Genomic DNA, 23,412 nt, shown 5'->3' on the forward strand with positions numbered 1-23,412 from the left:
AGCGAACATGATGAAAGCGCAACCGTGATCCAGGCTGCTCTCCACCATATCACCAGCTACCGCTACGACCGGCCCGTCATGCTCGGGCCGCAGACGATCCGGCTTCGCCCCGCCCCGCACAGCCGCACCGCGGTGCCCAATTATTCGCTAAAGATCTCACCCGCCAACCACTTCATCAACTGGCAGCAGGATCCGCACGGCAACTGGCTGGCGCGCATCGTCTTTCCGGAGCCGGCGGATCACCTGACGATCGAGGTGGACCTGATCGCCGACCTCGTCGTCATCAATCCGTTCGACTTCTTCGTCGAGGATTATGCCGAGAGCCGGCCCTTCACCTACGCGCCCGATCTCGCCACGGATCTGTCCGCTTATTTCGAGTGGGAGCCGCAGGGTCCGCTGTTCGACGCTCTGTTCGCCGAACTGGACGCCTATCAGGGCCGCACGATCGACTTTCTGGTCGAGCTCAACCGCCGCTTGAACGAGCGCGTCGGCTATGTCATCCGGATGGAGCCGGGCGTCCAGACGGCGGAGGAGACGCTGGAGATCGGCACCGGATCGTGCCGCGATTCGGCGTGGCTGATGGTCAATCTCGCCCGCCGGCTCGGCTTCGCCGCGCGCTTCGTCTCGGGCTATTCGATCCAGCTCGTGCCCGACGTGATCCCGGTGGAAGGGCCGAAGGGCGTCGCGCAGGACGTGTGCGATCTGCACGCCTGGTGCGAGGTGTTCGTGCCCGGCGCCGGCTGGATCGGCATGGACGCGACCTCGGGCCTGTTTGCGGGCGAAGGGCACATTCCGCTCGCCGCGACGCCGCATTACCGCTCCGCCACGCCGATCTCGGGCTCGCTGCTCGAGCCGGCGAAGGTCGATTTCGACTTCTCCATGGATGTGCAGCGCATCGCCGAGGCGGTGCGCATCACCAAGCCGTTCACCGAGGCGCGCTGGTCCGCGCTCGATGCGCTGGGCGAGCAGGTCGATCGCGATCTCACCGCCATGGACGTGCGCCTGACCACGGGGGGCGAGCCGACCTTCGTCGCCGCGGACGATCCCGAGGCGCCCGAATGGAATGGCGACGCCGTCGGCCCCACCAAGGCGGCCTATGCCGACCGGCTGATCCGCCGCCTGCGCGAACGCTTCGCGCCTGGCGGGCTGATCCATCACGGCCAGGGGAAATGGTATCCTGGCGAAAGCCTGCCGCGCTGGGGCTATTCGGTTTATTGGCGTGCTGACGGCGTGCCCGTGTGGCGCGACGCCGATCTGATCGCCCCCTCGCCCCGCGAGGGCGAGGCGCCCGCGCGGCTGGACGCCGATCTGGCCGAGCGCTTCCTCGCCACCATGGCCGCGCGCCTCGCCGTGCCCGAGGATTATATCGAGCCCGCCTTCGAGGATCCGATCGCCTGGTCGATCAAGGAATCGGAGCTGCCCGCCAACACCGATCCGCTCGATCCCAAGATCGAGGATCCGGAGGAGCGGCAGCGCATGGTCCGCGCGTTCGAGCGGGGGCTGACCCAGCCGGTCGGCTTCGTTCTGCCAATCCAGGCATGGCAGGCGACGCAGGCGGCGGAGCCGCGCCGCTGGCGCTCGGAGCGGTGGCGGCTGCGGCGCAAGCGGCTGTTCGCGGTGCCGGGCGATTCGGCGCTCGGCTATCGCCTGCCGCTCTCGTCGCTGCCTTACGTGCCCCCGTCCGATTACCCCTATCTCAACGTCCGCGACACGACGGAGCCGGTCGAGCCCCTGCCCGACATCCGCGAGCAGCAGACCGTCGCGGTCGAAGCCGCCGCCGCCCCCCAGCAGGGCCGTGAGGAGCAGGTCGCGATCGAGGGTGCGGTCCGCACTGCCGTCACGGTCGAGCCGCGCGAGGGCTTCGTCTCCGTCTTCCTGCCGCCGACCGAGCGGCTGGAGGACTATCTCGGTCTCCTTGCCGCAGCCGAGGCAGCGGCGGAGACGCTGCGCGTGCCCGTTCGCATCGAAGGCTATGCGCCGCCGCCCGATCCGCGACTGCAGGTGCTCAAGGTCACGCCCGATCCCGGCGTGATCGAGGTCAACATCCACCCCGTCTCCACCTGGGCCGAGACGCGCGAGCTGACCGAGGAGCTGTACCGCCTCGCCCGCGAGGAAGGGCTGACGGCGGACAAGTTCATGATCGACGGCCGTGCCATCGGCACGGGCGGCGGCAATCACCTCGTCCTCGGCGGCCGTTCGGTAAACGATTCGCCCTTCATCCGCCGGCCGGACATGCTGAAAAGCTTCGTCCTCTACTGGCAGCGCCACCCGTCGCTCAGCTATCTCTTCTCCGGCCTGTTCATCGGCCCGACCAGCCAGGCGCCGCGCATCGACGAGGCGCGCCACGAGGGCCTCTACGAGCTGGAGATCGCGCTGGCGCAGGTACCGCGGCCCGGTGAGGGCGAGGCGCCCGCGCCGTGGGTGGTCGATCGGCTGTTCCGCAATCTGCTGGTCGACGTGACGGGCAATACGCACCGCACCGAAATCTGCATCGACAAATTGTTCTCGCCGGATGGCCCCACCGGCCGCCTCGGCCTCGTCGAGTTTCGCGGGTTCGAAATGCCGCCCGAGGCGAAGATGAGCCTCGCGCAGCAACTGCTCATCCGCGCGCTCACCGCCTGGTTCTGGAAGACGCCGCAGGAGGGCGATTTCGTCCGCTGGGGCACGCAGCTCCACGATCGCTTTCTGCTGCCGCACTTCGTCTGGGGCGATTTCCTCGACGTGCTGGGCGATCTGCGCAGCGCCGGCTACGCTTTCGACCCCTCGTGGTTCGAGGCACAGCGCCAGTTCCGCTTTCCCGTCCATGGCGAGATCGCGGCGGGCGGCGTGCGGCTGGAGATCGCGCATGCGCTGGAGCCATGGCACGTGCTGGGTGAGACGGGCGCGATCGGCGGCACCGTCCGCTATGTCGACAGCTCCACCGAACGCCTCCAGATCCGCGCGACGGGGCTGGTCGCGGATCGCCACATCGTCGCGGTCAACGGCCGCCGCGTGCCGATGACACCGACCGGCACGCCGGGCGAGGCGGTCGGCGGGGTGCGCTACAAGGCGTGGCAGCCGGCCAACAGCCTCCACCCGCTGCTGCCCGCCAACGCGCCGCTGACGATCGACCTGCTCGATCGCTGGAACGGCCGCTCGCTCGGCGGCGGCATGTACCACGTCGCACACCCCGGCGGCCGCAATTACGACAGCGTGCCGGTCAACGACTATGAGGCGGAGGCACGGCGCAAGGCGCGCTTCCAGCCGCACGGCCACAGCCCCGGCCGGGTCGAGATGCCGCCCGAGGAGCGTGCGCGCGAATATCCGATGACGCTGGACCTCAGGGCCCCGATGCGATGAGGTGACACCGCCCTCCCCGCTCGTCCCGAGCTTGTCGAAGCATCGTTCTTCTTCCATTGGGGCAGGACGGCCCTTCGACAGGCTCAGGGCGAACGGAACCGCAAGCTTGTGCCACTGACGCCGTCTGCCACCGCCATGCCCCAGCTCCCCGGCCTGCCAAGCTGGGGCCAGGGCTGGGTCGAATCCTACCTGTCGCAGGCGCGCCCGGGCGATGTGCTGCGCGATGATCTCGGCCGCGGCGCGCGCTGGTGGCGGACCCTGTTCGATGGCGTCGCCAACCTCTCCGACGGCCGCCTTGCACGCGTCGAGGAACGCGTCGGCCGCCAGGTGCGCGAAATCGGCACCGCCTTCCGCCTGCCGGGCGAGGCCAAGGAACGGGCGTGGCCGCAATCCGGCCTGCCGCTGCTGATCGGCGAGGATGAGTGGCGCGATATCGCCGCGGGCATCACCCAGCGCGCCGCCCTGATCGAGCGGGTGCTGGACGACATCTATGGCGATCAGGCGCTGATCGCCGCGGGAGCCTTGCCCGCCGCAGTCGTCGCGGGCAGCCGCCATTTCGTCCGCGCGATGATCGGCCGGCCGGTGCCCGGCGGGCGCCGGCTGCACGTCTATGCCGCCGATCTCGGCCGCGGGCCTGACGGCGAATGGCGCGTGCTGGCGGATCATGCGCGCACCCCCGCGGGCGCCGGCTATGCGCTGGAGAACCGCATCGCCGCCGGCCGCGTCATGGGCGCGCTGCACACGCGCCTCAATGTCGAGCGGCTGGCCCCCTTCTTCTCGGCGCTGCGCGGCGGGCTCGCGGCCGCCTGCCGGCGCGACGATCCGCGCATCGGCCTGCTCACCCCCGGCCGCTACAATCAGAGCTATCCCGAACAGGCGCATCTCGCCCGCTATCTCGGGCTGCTGCTGGTTGAGGGCGGCGATCTGGCGGTGCGCGACGGCCAGCTCTACGTCCGCACGATCGAGGGGCTGAAGCGCGTCGATGCGCTGTGGCGGCGGATGGATTCGCGTTTCCTCGATCCGCTGACGTTCGACAGCCGCTCCGCCATCGGCGTGCCGGGGCTGATGGATGCGTTCGCCAGCGGATCGGCGGTGCTCGCCAATGCACCGGGTGCGGGCGTGGCGGAAAGCCCGGCCATGGCCGCCTTCCTGCCGCGCCTCGCCCGCCGCCTGCTCGGCGAGGATCTGAAGCTGCCCAACATCGCGACATGGTGGTGCGGCGGCGCGGCCGAGCGCGGCTACGTCGCGGCGGATTTCGACGATCTGCTGATCGGCCCGGCCTTCACCGCGCCGCCTGCGGGCTTCGCCGATCTCCAGCCGCAGCTCGGCGCCAGCCTGTCGGGCACGGCGCGCGCGGCGGTGCTGGCGGGCATGGCGCGCCGGCCGCAGGATTATGTCGGGCAGGAGGTGGTGCAGCTCTCCACCATGCCGTCCGCCACCGGCGGAGCGCTGGTGCCCCGGCCCTTCACGCTGCGTGTCTTCGCCGCGCGCGATGCGGCGGGCGAGTGGACGGTGATGCCGGGCGGCTTCGTCCGGCTGGGGGTGGAGGCGGACGTTCGCGCCGCCGCCATCGGCGAGGGCGTCTTTTCCGCCGACGCGTGCGTCGTCGCGCACAAGCCGACGCCGAAGCCCGTCACGCTGCTGCCCGCCAATCTCGCCGTCCGCCGCAATCCGGGCACCCTGCCCAGCCGCGCCGCGGACAATCTCTTCTGGCTCGGCCGCTATCTGGAGCGGGGCGAGGCGACGCTGCGGCTCGTCCGCGCGGCGCTTGGCGGAACGCTCGATGCGGGCGGCGCGGGGCTGAGCGCGGAAACGCTCGATCGCATCGCCGGGCTGCTCCGCTCGTCGGGCGCCGCCGTGCTCGAGGACGAGGAGGATGAGGAGGAAGGTGGTGCGATCCACGACCTTGCGGAGCTGGCCGAGGCCGCGCTGGTCGGGCCGGGCGGCGCCAGCGTCGTGTCGCTGCTCGCCATCGTCCGCGCCATTGGCGAGGGCACGCGCGATCGCCTGTCGGCGGACGTCTGGCGCATCATCGACATGCCCGCCCCCGCGCTCGCCCAGCGTTACGATCCCGCCGGCACGCTCGATTGCGCGCAGGCGGTGCAGGCGCGCTTCTCCGCGCTCGCCGGCCTCGCGGCCGAGAATATGGGCCGCACCGCGGGATGGCGCTTCCACGATCTCGGCCGGCGGCTGGAACGCGCGGTCGTCACCTGCCGGCTGCTCCGCCTGTTCGCCAGCGAGGCGGCCGATGCCGACGATCTTGCTACCCTCCTCGATCTGACCGACAGCCAGATCAGCTACCGCGCGCGCTATCTCGCCGGCTTGGCGCTGGTGCCGGTGCGCGATCTCGTCGGCCTCGATCCATTCAATCCGCGCAGCCTGGCCTATCAGGTCGCCCGCATCGGTGAGCATCTCGCCGCTTTGCCCGTCCTGCGCGATGACGGTATGGCCGAGGCGCAGCAGGCGCAGGCGACCGAGCTTGCCGCCGCCATCGCCACGGCGCGGGCGGAGTCGCTCGGGCCGAAGGCGGTGCTGGCGCTGGAGAACCGGCTCTACGCACTGTCCGATGCGATCGGCGCGCGCTTCTTCCTCCAGGGTGCAGAGACGCTGCGGGCCGGGGGCATGACGCTTGCCTGAGGATCGCCCGCCGGTGCGCTACGCCGTCACCCACCGCACCCGCTTCCGCTATGAGCATCCCGTGCGCTTCGCCCGCTGCAACCTGCGGCTGAAGCCCGTCGCGGCCGCGGGCCAGACGCTCGAAAGCCACGCGCTGACGATCACGCCCGCGGCCGACAGCCGCCCCGCCATCGATCCGGGCTATCCGGTCGAGGTGCGCCGCGTCGTCATCGACACGCCCGCGCGCGATCTGGTGATCGAGAGCCGCGCCACGCTGTCGGTCGGCCGCGTCGCGCCTGCACCGGCGGAAGACGATGCGAGCGTCGCCACCGTCGCGGCGGAGGCGCTGGCGTGCCGCACCCTCGATGCGCACGCGCCGGCCAATTATCTCTACCCCTCGCCGCTGATCCCGCTCGACCCCGCCATTGCCGCTTATGCCGCGCAGGATGTGGGCGAGGCGCGCGGCGTCGTCGATGCGGTGCTGGCGCTCACCCGCCGGATCCGGACCGAATTCCGCTACGACGGCAATGCCACCGCCTTCGATACGCCGCCTGCGGATGCCTTTGCCAAGCGGCACGGCGTCTGCCAGGATTTCGCGCAGGTGATGATCTCGGGCCTGCGCGGCCTCGGCCTGCCGGCGGCCTATGTCTCCGGCTATCTCCGCACCATCCCGCCGCCGGGCAAGCCGCGGCTGGTGGGTGTTGATGCGACGCACGCCTGGGTGGACGTGTGGTGCGGCAACAGGCTCGGCTGGCTCGGCTTCGATCCGACCAACGGCTGCACCGTCGGCGCCGACCATATCGTGACTGCGATCGGACGCGATTATGGCGATGTTGCGCCGATCGACGGCATCTTCATGGGGCAGGACGGCCAGCGGATCGAGGTCTCGGTGGACGTCGAGCCGCTGGCCTGACCGGTCAGGCGGCGGTCAACGCCTCCTCCGCCCCGTCCTCGCGCCGCAGCGCGGCCGCGTTGAGCCGCTCCTGATTGGCGTGGAGCATGCGGTTGATGAAATCCATCTTCGCCTCGATCGCGGGCGACAGGGTGAAGGGATAGAGGTCCGGCAACCCCATCGAGCGGTTCACCGCATTCTCCGAGAAGGCAAACGGCAGCCACTCGCTTACCAGCTGCCGCGTGCCGACCTTGTACGGGTTGAAATCGACCGACACCTCGTCGCGGCCGGGGAAGTTGTCCATGCTCATGCCAAGGCCGCGCATCGTCGCCATCGCATCGACGATGTGGAGATAATGGGCGAACGTCTCGGCAAAATCCTCCCACGGATGCATCGTCGCGTAGGACGAGACGAAGTCCGTCGTCCAGCCGCCGCCCGACCCATAATGCTTCTGCATCGCCTCCTCATAGCTGATCCGCTCGTCGCCGAAGAGGTCGCGGAAGCGCTGCAGGTCGTCCGAATGCTCCACCAGCCGAGCCCAGTAATAATGCCCGATCTCGTGGCGGAAGTGGCCGAGCAGGGTGCGATACGGCTCGTTCAGCGCGTTGCGCATCTTCTCGCGCTGTGCGTCGTCCGCCTCCAGCAGGTTGAGCGTGATCAGCCCCGCCTCGTGCCCCGTCGTGATCTGGACGGTGCCCGTCTCCTCCCCCACCGGATCGTAGAGGAAGTCGAAGGCGAGGCCCGGCTCCGTGCCCAGCTCCGCCGCCTCGGCCTGCGTCTCGATCGGCAGACGGAGCTTCAGCAGCGTGTGGAACATGCGCCGCTTGGCCGCCTCGATCTTGGCCCAGCGCTCGGGCACCTGCGGGCCGGTCAGATCGGGGATGGTGCGATTGTGGCGGCAGGCAAGGCACAGGCCGCCCTGCGCTTCCTCCGGGATCAGCCAGTTGCAGATCTCATACTGGTTGTTGTTCCCGCAGACGACCAGCTCATGCTCCACGCCGTCGCCGTCGCGCCACTTGGTCGCATTGTCGGCGAGGAACAGGAAGCGGTCGCTCGCCGGATCATAGCCCAGCGTGAAGGTGCAATTCGGGCAGACCCGCGCCTCGAAGTGAAGGAGCCGGGTGCAGTTGGGGCATGCGAAGGGAGCCAAGGGAGCCTCGCTGGAAACAGGTTGATGCTGATCAAGGATTTCGGTCGCCAAACGGCCCGATCGCGCAAAAGTGCCCTTGCCGAATCCGCCATCAGCCCTCATCTGCACTGTTGCATTCGGGCAACAGTTGGCCAGGCGGCCGCATTGCGCGAGAGGGAGTGAATGGCGGACCTTTATTCTCGACTGGGCGTGGCGCGCGGCGCGGACGATGCGGCGATCAAGAAGGCCTATCGCACGCTCGCCAAGCAGCTTCATCCGGATCGCAACAAGGACAATCCCAAGGCGGCGGATCGCTTCGCCGAGGTGACGCAGGCTTATGATCTGCTGTCCGACAAGGACAAGCGCGCGCAATATGACCGCGGCGAGATCGATGAGAACGGCCAGCCGAAGTTCGCCGGCTTCTCGGGCGGCGGCCCGTTCGGCGGCGGCGCCCGCGGCGGCGGCTTTCATCCCGGCACCGGCCCTGGCGGCATGAACTTCGAGTTCGAGCCGAGCGGCGCCAACCCCGACATCGGCGACATCTTCGAAGGCCTGTTCGGCGGCCGATCGCGCGCGGGCGGCCCCTTCCAGCAGCGCCGTGGCCCGCCGCCCAAGGGCGCGGACGTCGCCTATCGCCTCGCCATCAGCTTCGAGGATGCAGCCCTGCTCAAGGCCCAGCGCATCACGCTGGCAGACGGCAAGGCGATCGATCTCAAGCTCACCGCCGATACGGTCGCGCCCGATGCCAAGCCGATGCGCCTCGCCGGCAAGGGTGAGGAAGGCCCCGGCGGCCGCGGCGATGCGATCGTCACGCCCGACGTCCGGCCGCACCGTTTCTTCACCCGCGACGGCGACGATATCCGTCTCGATCTGCCGGTGACCTTGGAGGAGGCGGTGCTGGGCGGCCCGGTCAAGGTGCCGACGGTGGATGGCGCGGTGATGCTCACCGTTCCTGCCGGCTCCACCTCCGGCCGCACGCTCCGCCTGAAGGAGCGCGGCTTCCACAAGCGGACGGGCGGCCGAGGCGATCAATATGTCCGCCTGCTGGTCGATCTGCCGGCCGACGATGCCGATCTGCGCGCCTTTGCCGAGGCTCGCGCGCCATCCTCACGCAACCCCCGCGCGGCACTGGGCGTATAGCGCCGCGGGGACGCGTCCGCGGCCCGACCGCGAGACGGAGGCCTGCTTGTCCGACGATCCCCTTCCCGCTGCGCTCGCCCCCGGCGCCGCCGATGCGGACGAGGAGGAAGCAAGCGCCAGCGGCGAGCCGGCCGGCATCTCGCCGGAAAGCCCGGAGGCCCGCGCCCGCCGCCGCCACCTTCATCGCCAGATCGATCGGGTAAAGCCCGGCACCTACCCGTTCGAAGTGGTCAAGCGTGTCGCCGTCGGCGTCTACAGCGACGGCTTCATCCACGCGGGCAACCTCGCCTATCTCGCGCTGCTCACGCTGTTCCCCTTCTTCATCGTCGCCGCCGCCATCGCCTCGCTGTTCGGCCAGAATGCCGAGACGCAGCGCGCCGTCGCCTCCTTCCTCCAAACGCTGCCGGCCGACGTCGCCGATCTGCTGCGCAAGCCCATCGCCGATGTGCTGCTGGCGCGCACCGGCTCGCTCCTGTGGCTGGGCGGGCTGGTCGGTCTGTGGACGGTGGGCTCGTTCATCGAAACGATCCGCGACATCTTCCGCCGCGCCTACGGCACCACCTTCTCCGCCCCCTTCTGGCGCTACCGGCTCGGCTCGGTCTTCGTCATCGTCTGCTCCGTCATCCTCGCTTTGCTGTCCTTCCTCGCGCAGGGCGTGCTCACCGCGGCGGAGCAATTCCTCTACCGGCTGGTGCCTTGGGCGCAGGACATTGCCGGCTGGATCGGCCTGTCGCGCCTGATCCCCGGCCTCGTCATGTTCGGCGCGCTCTACCTGCTGTTCATCTCGGTCACGCCGAAGAAATATCGCGTGGCGGGCTGCCGCAAATGGCCGGGCGCCGCCTTCACCACGCTCTGGTGGACGTCGATCACCGCGCTGCTGCCTTGGGCGCTGTCGAAACTCGGCGGTTATGATCTGACTTATGGCAGCCTTGCCGGCGTTATCGTAGCGCTGTTCTTCTTCTGGCTGATCGGCCTCGGGATCGTGATCGCGGCGCACCTCAACGCCGCGCTGGCGGAAACCCCCGAGCACGGCCTAAAGGAGCCGCAAGCGGCCGGTTGAGGGAGAAGATTGGATGTCGCAACTGATGGCGGGCAAGCGGGGTCTGATCATGGGCCTCGCCAATGATCGTTCGCTTGCCTGGGGGATTGCGCAGGCGCTGGCCGCACATGGCGCGGAGCTGGCCTTCTCCTATCAGGGCGAGGCGCTGGAGCGGCGCGTCCGCCCGTTGGCGGAGCAGCTCGGCTCCGACCTGCTGATCGATTGCGACGTCAGCGACATGGCGGCGCTCGACGCCGCATTCGCCAAGCTGGGCGAGCGCTGGCCGACGATCGACTTCGTCGTCCACGCGATCGGCTTTTCCGACAAGAACGAGCTGCGCGGCAAGTTCGTCGATACCAGCCTCGACAACTTCCTCCAGACGATGAACATCTCGGCCTACTCCTTCGTCGCGGTGACGAAGCGCGCGCGGGCGATGATGCCGGAGGGCGGCAGCGTGCTGACGCTCACCTATTACGGCGCAGAGAAGGTCGTGCCGCACTACAACGTCATGGGTGTCGCCAAGGCGGCGCTGGAGACGAGCGTCAAGTATCTCGCCATGGATCTCGGGCCGGAGAAAATCCGCGTCAACGCCATCTCGGCCGGGCCGATCAAGACGCTGGCAGCGAGCGGCATCGGCGATTTCCGTTACATTCTGAAATGGAACGAGCTCAACAGCCCGCTCCGCCGTAACGTCACCATCGACGAGGTCGGCGGCGCCGCGCTCTACCTGCTGTCCGATCTCGCCAGCGGCGTGACGGGCGAAATCCACCACGTCGATGCGGGCTACAACGTCATCGGCATGAAGGCCGAGGACGCACCGGACATCGCGCTGGCCTGACCCTTGACCCCTCTCCCGGCACGGGAGAGGGAGGCCCCATGAGCCACAACAGCTTCGGTCGCGTCTTCCGCTTCACCACCTGGGGGGAATCGCACGGGCCTGCGCTCGGCGCGGTAGTGGATGGCTGCCCGCCCGGACTGGCGCTCACCGAGACGGACATCCAGCCTTTCCTCGACAAGCGCCGCCCCGGCACGTCGCGCTTCACCACGCAGCGGCGTGAGCCGGACGCGGTGCGCATCCTCTCCGGCACGTTCGAGGGCCGCACCACGGGCACGCCGATCAGCCTGATGATCGAGAATGTCGACCAGCGCTCCAAGGACTATTCCGAGGTCGCCGTCGCCTATCGGCCCGGCCATGCCGATTACGCCTATGACGCGAAATACGGTTTCCGCGACTATCGCGGCGGCGGCCGCTCCTCCGCCCGCGAGACGGCGGCCCGCGTCGCCGCCGGCGCCGTCGCCCGCGTGGTGATCCCGGAGGTCGCCATACGCGCCTATCTCGTCGAACTCGGCGGCGATGCCATCGACCCGGCGGCGTTCGACGATGCGGAGATCGACCGCAATCCATTCTTCTGCCCCGATGCCGCTGCCGCCGCGCGGTGGGAGGCGATCGTGGACGGCGCGCGCAAGGCCGGCTCGTCGGTCGGCGCGGTGGTGGAATGCGTTTCGACGGGCGTGCCCGCAGGCTGGGGCGCGCCGCTCTATGCCAAGCTGGACAGCGAACTTGCCGCCGCGCTCATGTCGATCAATGCGGTAAAGGGCGTCGAGATCGGCGACGGTTTCGCCGCGGCGCGGCTGACGGGTGAGCAGAATGCCGATCCGATGCGCCCGGGGGACGGCGCGCCGGCCTTCCTCGCCAACCATGCCGGGGGCGTCGCGGGCGGCATCTCGACCGGCCAGCCAGTCGTCGTCCGCGTGGCGCTCAAGCCTACCTCCTCGATCCTGACCCCGGTCGAGACGATCGGTCGCGACGGCGCATCGGCCGAGATCGCGACCAAGGGCCGCCACGATCCGTGCGTCGGCATCCGCGCCGCGCCGGTCGTCGAGGCGATGGTCGCATTGGTGCTGGCGGACCAGAAACTGCTCCACCGCGCACAGACGGGGCGCTGAGACGCCCCACTGGCCTTGTCGGAAATCGCGTGCTACGAACCTGATCGGTTCATTCTCATCGCGAACGTCCTATGTCCTACCCGGGCCGTGTCGGAAAAGGGCCTTTGAGTGTCAACTTTGTCAACTTAACCGCCGCGCCGCGCGTTCTGCCGGCACATGGATAGGAGGACAATATGCGCAACCGGCACATGATCGCCCTGCTGCTCGGCGTCGCCCCGATCGTCGGCGCAGGTCAGCTCGCTTTTGCCCAGCCCGCCAATCAGGCGACGACCAACCATCAGGGCACGCACACCATGCCCGCGGGCGAAGGCAATGTCGCAGCGGAAGCAGCCAACTCGGTCGACGCGGAGACACCCGCCGCGGCAGCCGTCAATACGATGAACAGCAGCGACGATCAGCCGCCCAAGTGACGACGGGCGCTGAGCGCCAGCCAGCCACAGGCGCCTAGCAGCAGCATCGCCTGAACCCCGCCCGGCACGCGCATGAGGTAGAGCAGCCCAGCCAGACCGGCGAGCGCTGCCGCCGCCCACCGCGCAGGGCCGCCGGGCATCAGCGCCCGCCCGAGCGCCACCGCGAGCACCAGTGCGGCCGCCATGTTGAGCGCCAGCCACGCCCGGCTCGCCCCCGCGCCCATGCCGCCGGCGAACGGCAGCTTGACCGTGGCAAAGCCGCGCATCGAGCGGGGAAACACGTCCGCCGCCAGATGGAGCCCCAGGCCCAGCGCCAGCCCTGCCGCAACCGGCCACCAGCGCCGCCTGAGGCAGAGGCAGGCGGGCAGCACCGAATGGCTGAGCGCGCTGCGATGCCCACCGAGCGGCAGCACCTGATCGATGTCCGGCAGCGTCGTGCCCGCCGCCGCCGCTAGCGCCACCGCGCCAAGCAGCGCCGCCGTGTCGCTCCCGCCCCAGTGCAGCACCGCCGCTGCCGCCAGCAGCAGCGCCAGCGCGATCATCAGTCGGCGAAAGGATCGCGGACCAGGATCGTGTCCTCACGCTCCGGGCTGGTCGAGACGAGCGCGACCGGGCAGCGGATCAGCTCCTCCACGCGCCGGATATATTTGATCGCCTGCGCCGGCAGATCGGCCCAGCTGCGCGCGCCTGCGGTGGAGCCGGGCCAACCCTCGATCGTCTCATAGACCGGCGTCACCCGCATCTGATCCTGCGGATGCGGCGGCAGATAGTCGGTCCGCTGCCCGTCCAGCTCATAGCCGACGCAGATGGCGATCTCGTCGAAGCCGTCCAGCACGTCGAGCTTGGTCAGCGCGATGCCGGTCACGCCCGACACCGCCGCCGCCTGCCGCACCAGCACCGCATCGAACCAGCCGCAGCGCCGCTTGCGCCCGGTGACGGTGCCGAACTCATGCCCGCGCGTGCCCAGCCGCTCGCCCGTCTCATTGTCCTGCTCGGTCGGGAAAGGCCCCGATCCGACGCGCGTCGTATAGGCCTTGGTGATGCCGAGCACGAAGCCGGGTGCGCCTGGCCCCAGGCCCGATCCCGACGCCGCGGTGCCCGCGACAGTGTTGGACGAGGTGACGAACGGATAGGTGCCGTGATCCACGTCCAGCAGCACGCCCTGCGCGCCCTCGAACAGGATGCGGCGGCCGCGTGCGCGCAGGTCGTCCAGCGTCCGCCACACGGGCGTGGCGAAGGGCAGCACGACCGGCGAGATCTCCCGCAGCGCCGCCATCAGCGCCGCCCGGTCCACCGGCGCCTCGCCGAAGCCGGCACGCAGCGCATCATGGTGCGCGCACAAACGGTCGAGCTGCGGCTCCAGATCGTCAAGATGCGCCAGATCGCACACGCGGATCGCGCGGCGGCCCACCTTGTCCTCATAGGCCGGGCCGATGCCGCGGCGGGTGGTGCCGATCTTGCCCGCACCGCTCGCATCCTCGCGCAGGCCGTCGAGATCGCGGTGGAAGGGCAGGATCAGCGGGCAGGTCTCGGCGATCTGCAGCGTCTCGGGCGTGATCCGCACGCCCTGCGCCTCAAGCTTGGCGATCTCGCCCTGCAGGTGCCAGGGATCGAGCACCACGCCGTTGCCGATGATCGACAGCGTGCCGCGGACGATCCCGGACGGCAGCAGGCTCAGCTTGTAGGTCTGATCGCCGACGACGAGCGTGTGACCGGCATTGTGCCCGCCCTGGAAGCGGACGACGACGTCGGCGCGGCTCGCCAGCCAGTCGACGATCTTGCCCTTCCCCTCGTCGCCCCACTGCGCGCCGATCACGGTGACGTTGGCCATGCTTGCTTCAACCTTCGATGGGGAACGGTGCGCCGTCGCGCAGGATGTGGGTGCAGCCCTTGGGCGCGGCGTCGTCGGGGGAGAGCGCCGCCAGCGTCGTCCAGCCCGCCGTCCGCAGCGCGGCGGCCGCGACGGGATCGCTGCCGTGCGGCACGAAGACATGGCGGCGCGCCTCCTGCCCGAGCCCCGCATCCACCAGCGGATCGAGGTAAAGCGAGAAGCCGACCGCCGGCTCCTCCTGCCCGTCCGCGCGGTGAATAGCGTAGGTGCCGCCGCGGCCCACCTCACCCGCCAATCCTTCGGCGAACAGCGAGAAGCCGAGCCAGCTCTGATATTCGAAGCCGTGCCGCTCCGTCGGGTCGAGCGTCAGCGCCGCGCGGCCGGCAAAGGCGCGGCCAATCGCCTCCACCCCGTCCAGCCGCGAGGCGAGCACGTCGGCAAAGGGCAGCGCGCGCAGACGGGCCAGTGCGGCCTCCAGCGGACCTGCCGCCTCGATCAGCGGCAGATAGGCCTCAGCACCGAGCGGCCCGAGGCCTCCCGCATCCTTGGCATCGAGCGCAGCCTGCACAGCCTCGATCCGCCCGGGCGGCAGCGGCAGCGGACCCGCAGCCAGCGCCTCGACCAGATCGGGCAAGGTCAGGTCGATCGTCAGCCCGGTCACGCCCGCCACCTCGAGCGCCTCGATGGCGACGCCAAGCACCTCGCTTGCGGCAGCGACGCTATCGCTGCCGATCAGCTCGGCGCCGGCCTGGATCAGCTCGCGCTGGGGGCGGAGCTGGCTGGCGCGCAGCTTCAGCACCGGCCCGCCATAGCCGAGCCGAAGCGGGCGCGGGCGGTGCGCCATGCGCGTGGCGGCGATGCGGCCGAGCTGCGCGGTGATGTCCGGCCGGAAGGCGAGCGTGCGCTGGCTGACCGGATCGATCAGGCGGAACAGATCGCGCGCGCGGGTGCGCTTCAGCCGGCCGACCAATTCGTCCTCATATTCGGCGATCGGCGGCGCGACGCGGGCATAGCCATTGCGCCCGATCGCGACGATCACGCGGTGAAGCAGCCGCGAGGCGGCCTCCGCCTGTGGCGGCAGCCGATCGCGCAGGCCCTCGGGGAGCAAGCCGGTAGAGGTCACGCTGAAGCCTTGTCGTTCCGGAACGGTCTTATGGCGCGCCTCATAGCCGAGTGGCGGTTGGTGGCCATCCCCAACGTCGATCATGTCGCAAGGAACGCTCCCCCTCGCTGCAGACAGCAAGGGAGAGCAAGCATCCTCAGAACTTGAGCGCCTTCACCCGCTTGACGCCGGGAAGGCTGCAAACCTCGGACAGCAGCGGCTCCTCAACCGGCTGGTCGACCGACAGCAGCAGCACCGCCTCACCGCCCGCCTCGCGACGGCCGAGATGGAAGGTGCCGATGTTGATGCCGGCGCCGCCCAAGGTGGACCCCAGACGGCCAATGAAGCCGGGGGCATCCTCGTTGACGATGTAGAGCATGCGGCCGACCAGATCGGCCTCCACCTTGACGCCGAAGATCTCGACCAGCCGCGGCGCGGCATTGCCGAACAGGGTGCCGGCGACCGAGCGCGTACCCTCGCTCGTCGTCACGGTGACGCGGAGCAGCGTATGGTAGTCGCCCTCCCGGTCATGCCGCACCTCGCGCACGTCCAACCCGCGCTCGCGCGCGAGGAACGGGGCGTTCACCATGTTCACCGTGTCGGAATAGACGCCCATCAGCCCGGCGAGCACAGCGCCGGTGATCGGCTTCATGTTGAGCTCGGCCGCGGCACCCTCGACCTCGACGGCGACGGCGCTGATCTCGGCCCCCTCGAGCTGGCCGATCAGCGCGCCCAGCCGCTCCGCCAGCGCCATATAGGGCTTCACCCGAGGCGCTTCCTCGGCAGAGAGCGAGGGCATGTTAAGCGCGTTGGTAACGCCGCCCGACATCAGGAAGTCGGCCATCTGCTCCGCCACCTGAATGGCAACGTTGACCTGCGCCTCGCTGGTGGAGGCGCCGAGATGCGGCGTGGAGACGAAGTTCGGCGTGCCGAACAGCGGGCTGGCCGTCGCCGGCTCCTCTGCGAACACGTCGAGCGCGGCACCCGCGACATGGCCGCTGTCGAGCGCATCCTTCAGCGCCGCCTCGTCGATCAGGCCGCCGCGCGCGCAGTTGACGATGCGCACACCCTTCTTGGTCTTGGCCAGCGCCTCGCGGCTGAGGATGTTGCGCGTGGCGTCGGTCAGCGGCGTGTGCAGCGTGATGAAGTCGGCACGGGCGAGCAGCTCGTCGAGCGTGACCTTCTCGACGCCCATCTCCACCGCGCGCTCGGGGGTGAGGAAGGGATCGTAGGCGACCACCTTCATCTTCAGACCGAGTGCGCGATCCGCGACGATGCCGCCGATATTGCCAGCGCCGATCAGGCCCAACGTCTTGGCGGTCAGCTCGACCCCCATAAAGCGGTTCTTCTCCCACTTGCCCGCCTGAGTGGAGGCATCCGCCTCGGGCAGCTGGCGAGCGACGGCAAACATGAGCGCAATGGCATGTTCGGCGGTGGTGATCGAGTTGCCGAAGGGCGTGTTCATCACCACCACGCCGCGGGCGGAGGCGGCAGGGATATCGACATTGTCGACGCCGATCCCGGCGCGGCCGACCACCTTCAGGTTGGTGGCGGCGGCAAGCACCTCCTTGGTCACCTTGGTGGAGGAGCGGATGGCCAGGCCGTCATAGTCGCCGATCATCGCGATCAGCTCGTCCCTGGTCTTGCCGGTAATCTCGTCGACCTGGCAGCCGCGCTCGCGGAAGATCTGCGCGGCCTTGGGGTCCATCTTGTCGGAAATCAGGACTTTAGGCATGTGTCTGGTCCTATGCGGAACACCGTCCGGGCTGAGCTTGTCGAAGCCCTGCCATTCTTGAGTCGGTGATGAGAAGAACAGCCCTTCGACAAGCTCAGGGCGAACGGGTGAGGGATCAGGCGCCCTTCGAGGTCGCCTCGGCATAGGCCCAATCGAGCCAGGGGCCGAGCGCCTCGATGTCGGCGGCGTCCACTGTCGCCCCGCACCAGATGCGCAGGCCCGCTGGAGCGTCGCGGTAGCCGGCAACGTCGAAGGCTGCGCCTTCCGCCTCCAGCAGCGCCGCCATCTTCTTGATGACGCCCTCGTCCGCACCCTCGACCGTCAGGCAGACGCTGGTCTTCGACCGCGAGGCGGGATCGGCGGCGAGATGGTTCAGCCAGTCGCGCGCCTCGACGATGGCGTCGAGCGCGGCGGCATTCGCATCGGAACGGCCGATCAGTGCATCGGCGCCGCCGATCTTCTGCGCCCATTCCAGCGCGGCGATGCAATCCTCGACCGCGAGCATCGACGGCGTGTTGATCGTCTCGCCCTTGAACACGCCCTCGGCGAGCTTGCCCTTTGAGACGAGGCGGAACACCTTCGGCAGCGGCCAGGCGGGCGTATAGCTTTCGAGCCGCTCGACCGCGCGAGGCCCCAGGATCAGCACGCCGTGCGCGCCTTCCCCACCCAGCACCTTCTGCCAGGAGAAGGTGGCGACATCGATCTTGTCCCACGGGATATCGTAGGCGAACACCGCGGAGGTGGCATCCGCGAAGGAGAGGCCTTCGCGATCCTCGGCGATCCAGTCGCCATTCGGCACGCGCACGCCGCTGGTGGTGCCGTTCCAGGTGAACAGCACGTCGTTCGACCAGTCGACGGCGGAGAGATCGGGAAGCTGGCCGTAATCGGCACGCAGCACGGTCGGATCGAGTTTCAGCTGCTTGACCGCGTCGGTCACCCAACCCTCGCCGAAGCTCTCCCACGCCAGCGTGGTGACCGGGCGAGCCCCAAGCATCGTCCACATCGCCATCTCGAACGCGCCCGTGTCGGAGCCCGGCACGATGCCGATGCGGTGCGTGTCAGGCAGCTTGAGCAGCTCGCGCATCAGGTCGATGCAGCGTTGCAGCCGCGCCTTGCCCAGCTTCGAACGGTGCGAGCGGCCGAGGCTTTCGGTAGCCAGCGATGCGGCGGACCAGCCCGGCGGCTTGGCGCAGGGACCGGACGAGAAATGCGGACGCGCAGGCTTGCGCGTCGGCTTTGGTGTACCAACCATGTCAGACTCTCCTCACAGAGAGCACGCGCCGCGTTGGGACGGCGTGGCCCGCCGGCGCGTTTAATGACGCATGAGCGGGTGTCAACCGGGACGTGACGGCAGGCGCCGTGTCAGGCGAGCGCCATCGCGCTCACCGTCTCCTCGATCCAGCCGCCGCCCAGCACGCGATCGCCTGCGTAGAAGACGGCCGCCTGCCCCGGCGCGACACCATATTCCGGTGCGTCGAAGCGCAGCATGTCCCCGTCGAACCGCGCGAGCACGGGCTTTGCCATCGAGCGGACCTTGGCGGAGAGCGCCCCATCCAGCGGTCCGAGAATGTTCACGTCGGACAGCCGCGCCGCAGATACGGCGAGCGCCTCGCGCGGACCGACGACGACGCGGCCCTGCCCGGGCTCCAGCCGCAGGACGTAGAGCGGGTAAGGCGATCCCCCCACTTCCAGTCCCCGGCGCTGGCCGACGGTGAAATTGATCAGCCCCTTGTGCCGGCCGAGCACGCGACCGCCCTCATCGACGATCTCGCCCTCGGTCGCGGTCTCCGGGCGCAGCTTGCGGACGACGGAGGCATAATCGCCATTGGGCACGAAGCAGATATCCTGGCTGTCGGGCTTTGCCGCCACACCCAGGCCGAGCTCCGCGGCAATCTCGCGCACGCGCGGCTTCGGCAGGTCGCCAAGGGGGAAGCGCAGGTAATCCAGCTGCTCGCGCGTGGTGGCGAACAGGAAATAGCTCTGGTCGCGCGCGGGATCGGCGCCGCGGTGCAGCTCCGGCCCCTCGCTCCCGATCATGCGGCGGACATAATGCCCGGTCGCCAGGCAATCCGCGCCGAGATCGCGCGCCAGGCCGAGCAGGTCGGAGAATTTCACGCTCTGATTGCAGCGCACGCAGGGAATGGGCGTGCGCCCGCGGGCATAATCATCGGCAAAGGTGTCGATCACCGAAGAGCGGAACGCGCTCGCATAGTCGAACACGTAGTGAGCAATGCCGAGCCGGTCGGCCACCGCGCGCGCATCGCGAATGTCCTGCCCAGCGCAGCAGCTGCCCGCACGGCCGACCGCCTCGCCATGATCGTAGAGCTGGAGCGTCACACCGATTGTCTCGGCGCCCGTCCGGCTGGCGAGTGCCGCGACGACGGAGGAGTCGACCCCGCCCGACATTGCGACAACGATGCGCGCACCGGCGAGCGGCCGGGAAAGCTGGAAATCGGGGAGCATGGTGGCTTCATAAACCCGTCTGCGCGCGGGGGCGAGGGCCGGCAAACAAGGTGAAGAGCTTCTTACCCGCCATTTTACGCCGCTTTCATCCGGAGAGGTCTAAAGCTCTCTCGTGCCGCCGAAATCTGGTGGGGCGAGGAGCGTGAATGCAGCAGGATCCACAGAGTTTCGTGCGGGAAAGGGCCTCGCCCGCCCCCGCATCGCTCGACTGGCCCCGGCTGCTTGCCGCGCTCACCGCCTATCAGGCATCGACGCGCACCGCGCAGGTTGCGATGCGGGTTGCCGGGCTTGATCGCCCGGCCGATGCCGCTGCCGGCGCGCTTGCCGATATCGTTGAGGGGCGCCGCGGATGGACCGCCGCGGCAGCTTCGCTGGGGGGGCGGTTCCGTGCGGAACCGCCGCTCGGGCGCGGGCCCCAATCGTAACCGTCGGCTTTACCGTGGCACTTCAACCTTCCTTCAACGCCACTCGATTAGGTGGGGACATCGAGAGCAAGCCCGGCAATGTACCGCCGACCTTGAGGTTAGAAATGATCGAAAATCAGAAGATCCGGCCCGCCCAGGTGATCGGTCCCCTGGGAGAGCCGCTGACCCTGGAGACGCTGCCCCCACCATCCACCACGCGGTGGGTGGTTCGCCGCAAGGCGGAAGTGGTCGCGGCCGTGAACGGTGGGCTGCTCACGGTGGACGAGGTGTGCAACCGCTACAGCCTGTCGGCGGAGGAATTCGCCAGCTGGCAGCGCGCGATCGATCGTTCGGGCATGCCGGGCCTCCGCGTGACCCGCATCCAGCACTATAAATCGCTGTACGAGCGCCAGCAGAAATACTGAACACAGATTTCTTTGGCGGTCGCAGGCGGGGCCGCGCACCATCGGGTGCGCGGCTCTTTTTCGTTTCGGCAAATCAACAGGAACCGGTGCGCCGCCCGCGCGTAATTGCTCCGTCTGCCGCATCGGACACACGGGTCGTCCGCGGCGCCAACGGAGGAAGTGATATGGGCCTTATTCTTTGGCTGATCGTCGGCGGTGTTATCGGCTGGCTGGCGAGCATCATCATGCGCACCGATGCGCAGCAGGGCATCTTCCTGAACATCGTCGTCGGCATCGTCGGCGCATTCATCGGCGGCCTGATCGTCGGCGGCGGCAGCATCAACAACGCGCCGCTCAACCTCTACTCGTTCCTGGCGTCGCTGCTGGGCGCGGTGATCCTGCTCGGGATCGTCAACCTGTTCCGTCGTGGTCGCGTGCGCTAATCGCACTCACCTCTACGGTTTGAATGGGCCGCTCCGGGAAGCCGGAGCGGCCCTTTTCATTCGAATCTACTGCAGCTCGAAGGTCAGCCGCAGCGTCACCGTCAGCCGTTGCTCACCGGGCGCGATCGCCGTGTCGGCCTCCATCTTGGCCGCGCTCATGCGCACCATCGGCATTGGCATATTCGGGCCGCCGCTCTCTTCGCTGATCGTCACGATGCGTCCGACGCGCAGGCCGGATGCCTTGGCGTAGAGCTCGGCCCGGGCGCGCGCTTTCGCCACCGCTTGCGCGCGAGCCTCATCGAGCGCCTCGTCGAGCCGGTCGACCGTCAGGTTCGGACCGTCAATCTGGTTGGCACCCGCCGCGACCAGCGCATCCAACACCGATCCGGCCTTCTTCACATCGCGAAAGCGGACGGTGACGCGGTTGGTCGCCTGGTAGCCGGTGATCGCCGGCGGCTGATTCTCTGCGTAGCGATACTGCGGCTGGAGCCCGATGCCGGCCGTCTGCACGTCCCGCTCGGCAATTCCGGCTCGACGGAGCGCCGCGAAGGTCGCTGCCATGCGGGTGGCATTGTCGCGCATCGCGGCCTCCGCCGTCGCCGCCTGCGTCACCACGCCCGCGCCGATGACGGCAAGGTCCGGCGTCCGCACCACTTCCCCATCTGCGGTGATGGCGAGCAGGGTGCCGGTGACCGCAGCAGGCTGGGGTGCCACCGGAACCTGCGCCTGCAGGGCAAGCGGCGCCGCCGCGAGAGCCAGCGCGAACAAACGTTTCATCGTGCAAATTCCTCCTGCTGTCGCACCCCGGCGGATTGGCCGCCGCGTGCTGCACGCGCGCTGAACGCTGGCGGTGCAATCCGTTCAGGAACGACGGCGTCCGCTGATCGACCGCCAGACAAGGAGGATGAGGACGGCACCCAGCGTCGCCGCGATCCACCCGGCCGGCTGGCCGGGCCGGTAGAAGCCCGTCGCCTGCCCGATGAAGCCCGCGACCAGCGCGCCGCCGATGCCGAGCAGGATCGTCAGCAGGCAACCGCCCGGATCGCGCCCAGGCGTGATCAGCTTCGCCAGCAGCCCGGCGACGAGCCCGATCACGATCCAGCCGATGAAGCCGCGGTCCATAGTGCCAATCTCCCACAATCCCGAGGATCGCGTGTCTGCCCGCGACGGGTCACCGGCCGCAACCCGTTTGTCGGACGGATTGCCACGTTCGCAGAAAGCCCGTTGCGGGCCGAACGGACCTTGAGACAGGTGCTCTATAACTGTAATACAGTCCGGTGGCGGCTCAGCGAGGCCGTGCGGGGGCGGAAAGACCAAGGCGCGTGATGAATATGGAATCGGGCTTCGCCGGCAAGATCGCGGCGCTGCGTGGCGACGACGATGCGGCGGGGGCCGGGCGGCGGCGCTGGCTGCGTATCGCCGCCATCGTCGCGGTGCTGGCGGTGCTCGCCGGCGCCTGGATGGTGATGCGCGGCGGCAAGGATCCGGCCCCCGCCGCCGCACCGACCAAGACGATACCGAAGGTGAGCGTCGTCGTACCGGGCATGCGCGCGGTGACCAACGTCGTCACCGCCACCGGCACGCTCGCAGCCAAGCGCGAAATGCCCGTCGGCGTCGCGGGCGAAGGCGGCATGGTGGCCGAGGTGCTGGTAGAGCCGGGCGATTGGGTGCGGGCCGGCCAGCCGCTCGCCATCATCGACCGCCAAGTGGCAGCACAGCAGACGAACCAGAGCGTTGCCTCGATCGGCGTCGCGCAGGCCGACGCCGCTTTGGCCCAGTCGGAACTGGAGCGCGCACGCAAGCTGGTGGACCGCGGTTTCATCAGCCAGGCCGACATCCAGCGCCGCACCGCGACGCGCGATGCCGCCAATGCGCGCGTGGCGCTGGCGCGCGCGCAGGCGAACGAGATGCGGGCGCGCATGGGCCGGCTGGTCATCCGTGCGCCGGCCGAGGCACTGGTGCTGCAACGCGCGGTGGAGCCGGGGCAGATCGTCAGCTCGGGCTCGGGCGCGCTGTTCCGCCTGGCGCGCGGCGGTGAGATGGAACTGCGCGCACAGGTGGCGGAACAGGATCTCGCCGGCCTCGGCATCGGCCGCCCCGCCGCGGTGACGCCGGTCGGCTCGACCCGCAGCTTCACCGGCCGCATCTGGCAGCTCTCCCCCGTGATCGACGCCGCGACGCGTCAGGGCACCGCGCGCATCCAGATCGCCTATGATCCGGCGCTGCGGCCCGGCGGCTTCGCCGCGGCACGCATCACCAGCGGTGCGGTGCAGGCGCCCGTGCTGCCGGAGAGCGCCGTGCTGAGCGATACGAAGGGCAACTTCGTCTATGTTGTCGGCAGCAACGGCCGCGTCACCCGGCGCGACGTGCGAACCGGCCAGGTCTCGAACGACGGCATCGCCATCGTCGGCGGGCTGATGGGCGACGAGCAGGTCGTGCTCTCCGCTGGCGCCTTCCTCAACCCCGGTGACCAGATCAAGCCTGAGCGGGTCGCCCTCCCCGCCGCGCGGTCGTGAGC

At 69.2% G+C, this 23,412-nt stretch carries 21 protein-coding genes; 12 read left to right on the top strand and 9 right to left on the bottom strand.

Annotation, left to right across the window (positions count from 1 at the left end):
• Positions 1–24 precede the first annotated feature (24 nt).
• The 3 genes from BM360_RS09525 (at position 25) to BM360_RS09535 (ending at position 6,868) form a co-directional block, all read left to right on the top strand.
• A complete protein-coding gene (locus BM360_RS09525; protein ID WP_093314084.1) occupies positions 25–3,339 on the top strand; it encodes a transglutaminase family protein in 3,315 nt (1,104 codons plus the stop codon).
• Between the two features lie 135 nt (positions 3,340–3,474).
• The gene (locus tag BM360_RS09530; protein ID WP_093314086.1) at positions 3,475–5,976 is read left to right on the top strand and encodes a circularly permuted type 2 ATP-grasp protein; all 2,502 of its coding nucleotides are present in this window, start codon (positions 3,475–3,477) and stop codon (positions 5,974–5,976) included.
• Positions 5,977–5,989: 13 nt separating this feature from the next.
• The gene (locus tag BM360_RS09535) at positions 5,990–6,868 is read left to right on the top strand and encodes a transglutaminase family protein (RefSeq protein WP_093315965.1); all 879 of its coding nucleotides are present in this window, start codon (positions 5,990–5,992) and stop codon (positions 6,866–6,868) included.
• A 4-nt stretch (positions 6,869–6,872) separates the two neighbouring features.
• Here BM360_RS09535 and BM360_RS09540 read toward each other — a convergent pair whose 3' ends face one another.
• Positions 6,873–7,997, bottom strand: coding sequence for a zinc-binding metallopeptidase family protein (locus BM360_RS09540; RefSeq protein ID WP_093314088.1), 1,125 nt, complete (start codon positions 7,995–7,997; stop codon positions 6,873–6,875).
• A gap of 162 nt (positions 7,998–8,159) precedes the next feature.
• On the opposite strand from BM360_RS09540, the gene BM360_RS09545 reads away from it, so the two are divergent.
• The 5 genes from BM360_RS09545 (at position 8,160) to BM360_RS09565 (ending at position 12,512) form a co-directional block, all read left to right on the top strand.
• The gene (locus tag BM360_RS09545; RefSeq protein ID WP_093314090.1) at positions 8,160–9,116 is read left to right on the top strand and encodes a DnaJ C-terminal domain-containing protein; all 957 of its coding nucleotides are present in this window, start codon (positions 8,160–8,162) and stop codon (positions 9,114–9,116) included.
• 190 nt (positions 9,117–9,306) lie between these two features.
• Positions 9,307–10,176, top strand: a complete 870-nt coding sequence (locus tag BM360_RS09550; protein WP_423228911.1) for a YihY/virulence factor BrkB family protein — start codon at positions 9,307–9,309, stop codon at positions 10,174–10,176.
• Between the two features lie 13 nt (positions 10,177–10,189).
• A complete protein-coding gene (fabI, locus tag BM360_RS09555; RefSeq protein WP_093314093.1) occupies positions 10,190–10,993 on the top strand; it encodes an enoyl-ACP reductase FabI in 804 nt (267 codons plus the stop codon).
• Positions 10,994–11,031: 38 nt separating this feature from the next.
• The gene (aroC, locus tag BM360_RS09560; RefSeq protein WP_093314094.1) at positions 11,032–12,102 is read left to right on the top strand and encodes a chorismate synthase; all 1,071 of its coding nucleotides are present in this window, start codon (positions 11,032–11,034) and stop codon (positions 12,100–12,102) included.
• A gap of 173 nt (positions 12,103–12,275) precedes the next feature.
• Positions 12,276–12,512, top strand: coding sequence for a hypothetical protein (locus BM360_RS09565; protein WP_093314096.1), 237 nt, complete (start codon positions 12,276–12,278; stop codon positions 12,510–12,512).
• Here the strand turns inward: BM360_RS09565 and BM360_RS09570 are convergent.
• The 6 genes from BM360_RS09570 to mnmA form a co-directional block, all read right to left on the bottom strand.
• Complete coding sequence (locus tag BM360_RS09570; RefSeq protein ID WP_093314098.1) at positions 12,497–13,054, bottom strand: hypothetical protein; 558 nt, start codon at positions 13,052–13,054, stop codon at positions 12,497–12,499. The genes BM360_RS09565 and BM360_RS09570 overlap by 16 nt on opposite strands.
• Positions 13,054–14,343 carry an adenylosuccinate synthase gene (locus BM360_RS09575; RefSeq protein ID WP_093314099.1) on the bottom strand — a complete coding sequence of 430 codons (1,290 nt, stop codon included), beginning with the start codon at positions 14,341–14,343 and terminating at the stop codon, positions 13,054–13,056. Before BM360_RS09575 ends, BM360_RS09570 begins: the two co-directional genes overlap by 1 nt.
• A 7-nt stretch (positions 14,344–14,350) precedes the next feature.
• Positions 14,351–15,466, bottom strand: a complete 1,116-nt coding sequence (locus BM360_RS09580; RefSeq protein ID WP_242653427.1) for an ATP phosphoribosyltransferase regulatory subunit — start codon at positions 15,464–15,466, stop codon at positions 14,351–14,353.
• A gap of 136 nt (positions 15,467–15,602) precedes the next feature.
• Positions 15,603–17,180: a phosphoglycerate dehydrogenase gene (gene serA / locus BM360_RS09585; RefSeq protein WP_093314103.1), complete on the bottom strand. Its 1,578-nt coding sequence runs from the start codon at positions 17,178–17,180 to the stop codon at positions 15,603–15,605.
• A 115-nt stretch (positions 17,181–17,295) separates the two neighbouring features.
• Entirely contained in the window at positions 17,296–18,432 is a 1,137-nt protein-coding gene (locus tag BM360_RS09590) for a phosphoserine transaminase (protein ID WP_093314105.1), read from the bottom strand.
• Positions 18,433–18,542: 110 nt separating this feature from the next.
• Entirely contained in the window at positions 18,543–19,643 is a 1,101-nt protein-coding gene (gene mnmA, locus BM360_RS09595) for a tRNA 2-thiouridine(34) synthase MnmA (protein WP_093314107.1), read from the bottom strand.
• 146 nt (positions 19,644–19,789) lie between these two features.
• Between mnmA and BM360_RS09600 the strand changes: the two genes are divergently transcribed.
• From BM360_RS09600 to BM360_RS09610, 3 genes are all read left to right on the top strand, one after another.
• A complete protein-coding gene (locus BM360_RS09600; protein ID WP_093314109.1) occupies positions 19,790–20,068 on the top strand; it encodes a hypothetical protein in 279 nt (92 codons plus the stop codon).
• A 104-nt stretch (positions 20,069–20,172) separates the two neighbouring features.
• Positions 20,173–20,472 (top strand): CtrA inhibitor SciP, encoded by a 300-nt coding sequence (gene sciP / locus BM360_RS09605; protein ID WP_093314111.1) that lies wholly within the window; start codon positions 20,173–20,175, stop codon positions 20,470–20,472.
• Positions 20,473–20,636: 164 nt separating this feature from the next.
• Positions 20,637–20,894: a GlsB/YeaQ/YmgE family stress response membrane protein gene (locus BM360_RS09610; RefSeq protein ID WP_093314113.1), complete on the top strand. Its 258-nt coding sequence runs from the start codon at positions 20,637–20,639 to the stop codon at positions 20,892–20,894.
• Positions 20,895–20,960: 66 nt separating this feature from the next.
• Here BM360_RS09610 and BM360_RS09615 read toward each other — a convergent pair whose 3' ends face one another.
• A complete protein-coding gene (locus BM360_RS09615; RefSeq protein WP_093314115.1) occupies positions 20,961–21,671 on the bottom strand; it encodes an SIMPL domain-containing protein in 711 nt (236 codons plus the stop codon).
• Positions 21,672–21,755: 84 nt separating this feature from the next.
• Positions 21,756–22,016: a GlsB/YeaQ/YmgE family stress response membrane protein gene (locus BM360_RS09620; protein ID WP_093314117.1), complete on the bottom strand. Its 261-nt coding sequence runs from the start codon at positions 22,014–22,016 to the stop codon at positions 21,756–21,758.
• Positions 22,017–22,219: 203 nt separating this feature from the next.
• On the opposite strand from BM360_RS09620, the gene BM360_RS09625 reads away from it, so the two are divergent.
• Positions 22,220–23,410 (top strand): efflux RND transporter periplasmic adaptor subunit, encoded by a 1,191-nt coding sequence (locus tag BM360_RS09625; RefSeq protein WP_093315966.1) that lies wholly within the window; start codon positions 22,220–22,222, stop codon positions 23,408–23,410.
• The last annotated feature ends 2 nt before the right edge of the window (positions 23,411–23,412 follow it).

Source organism: Sphingomonas jatrophae (assembly GCF_900113315.1).
GTDB classification, from domain to species: Bacteria; Pseudomonadota; Alphaproteobacteria; order Sphingomonadales; family Sphingomonadaceae; genus Sphingomonas_P; species Sphingomonas_P jatrophae.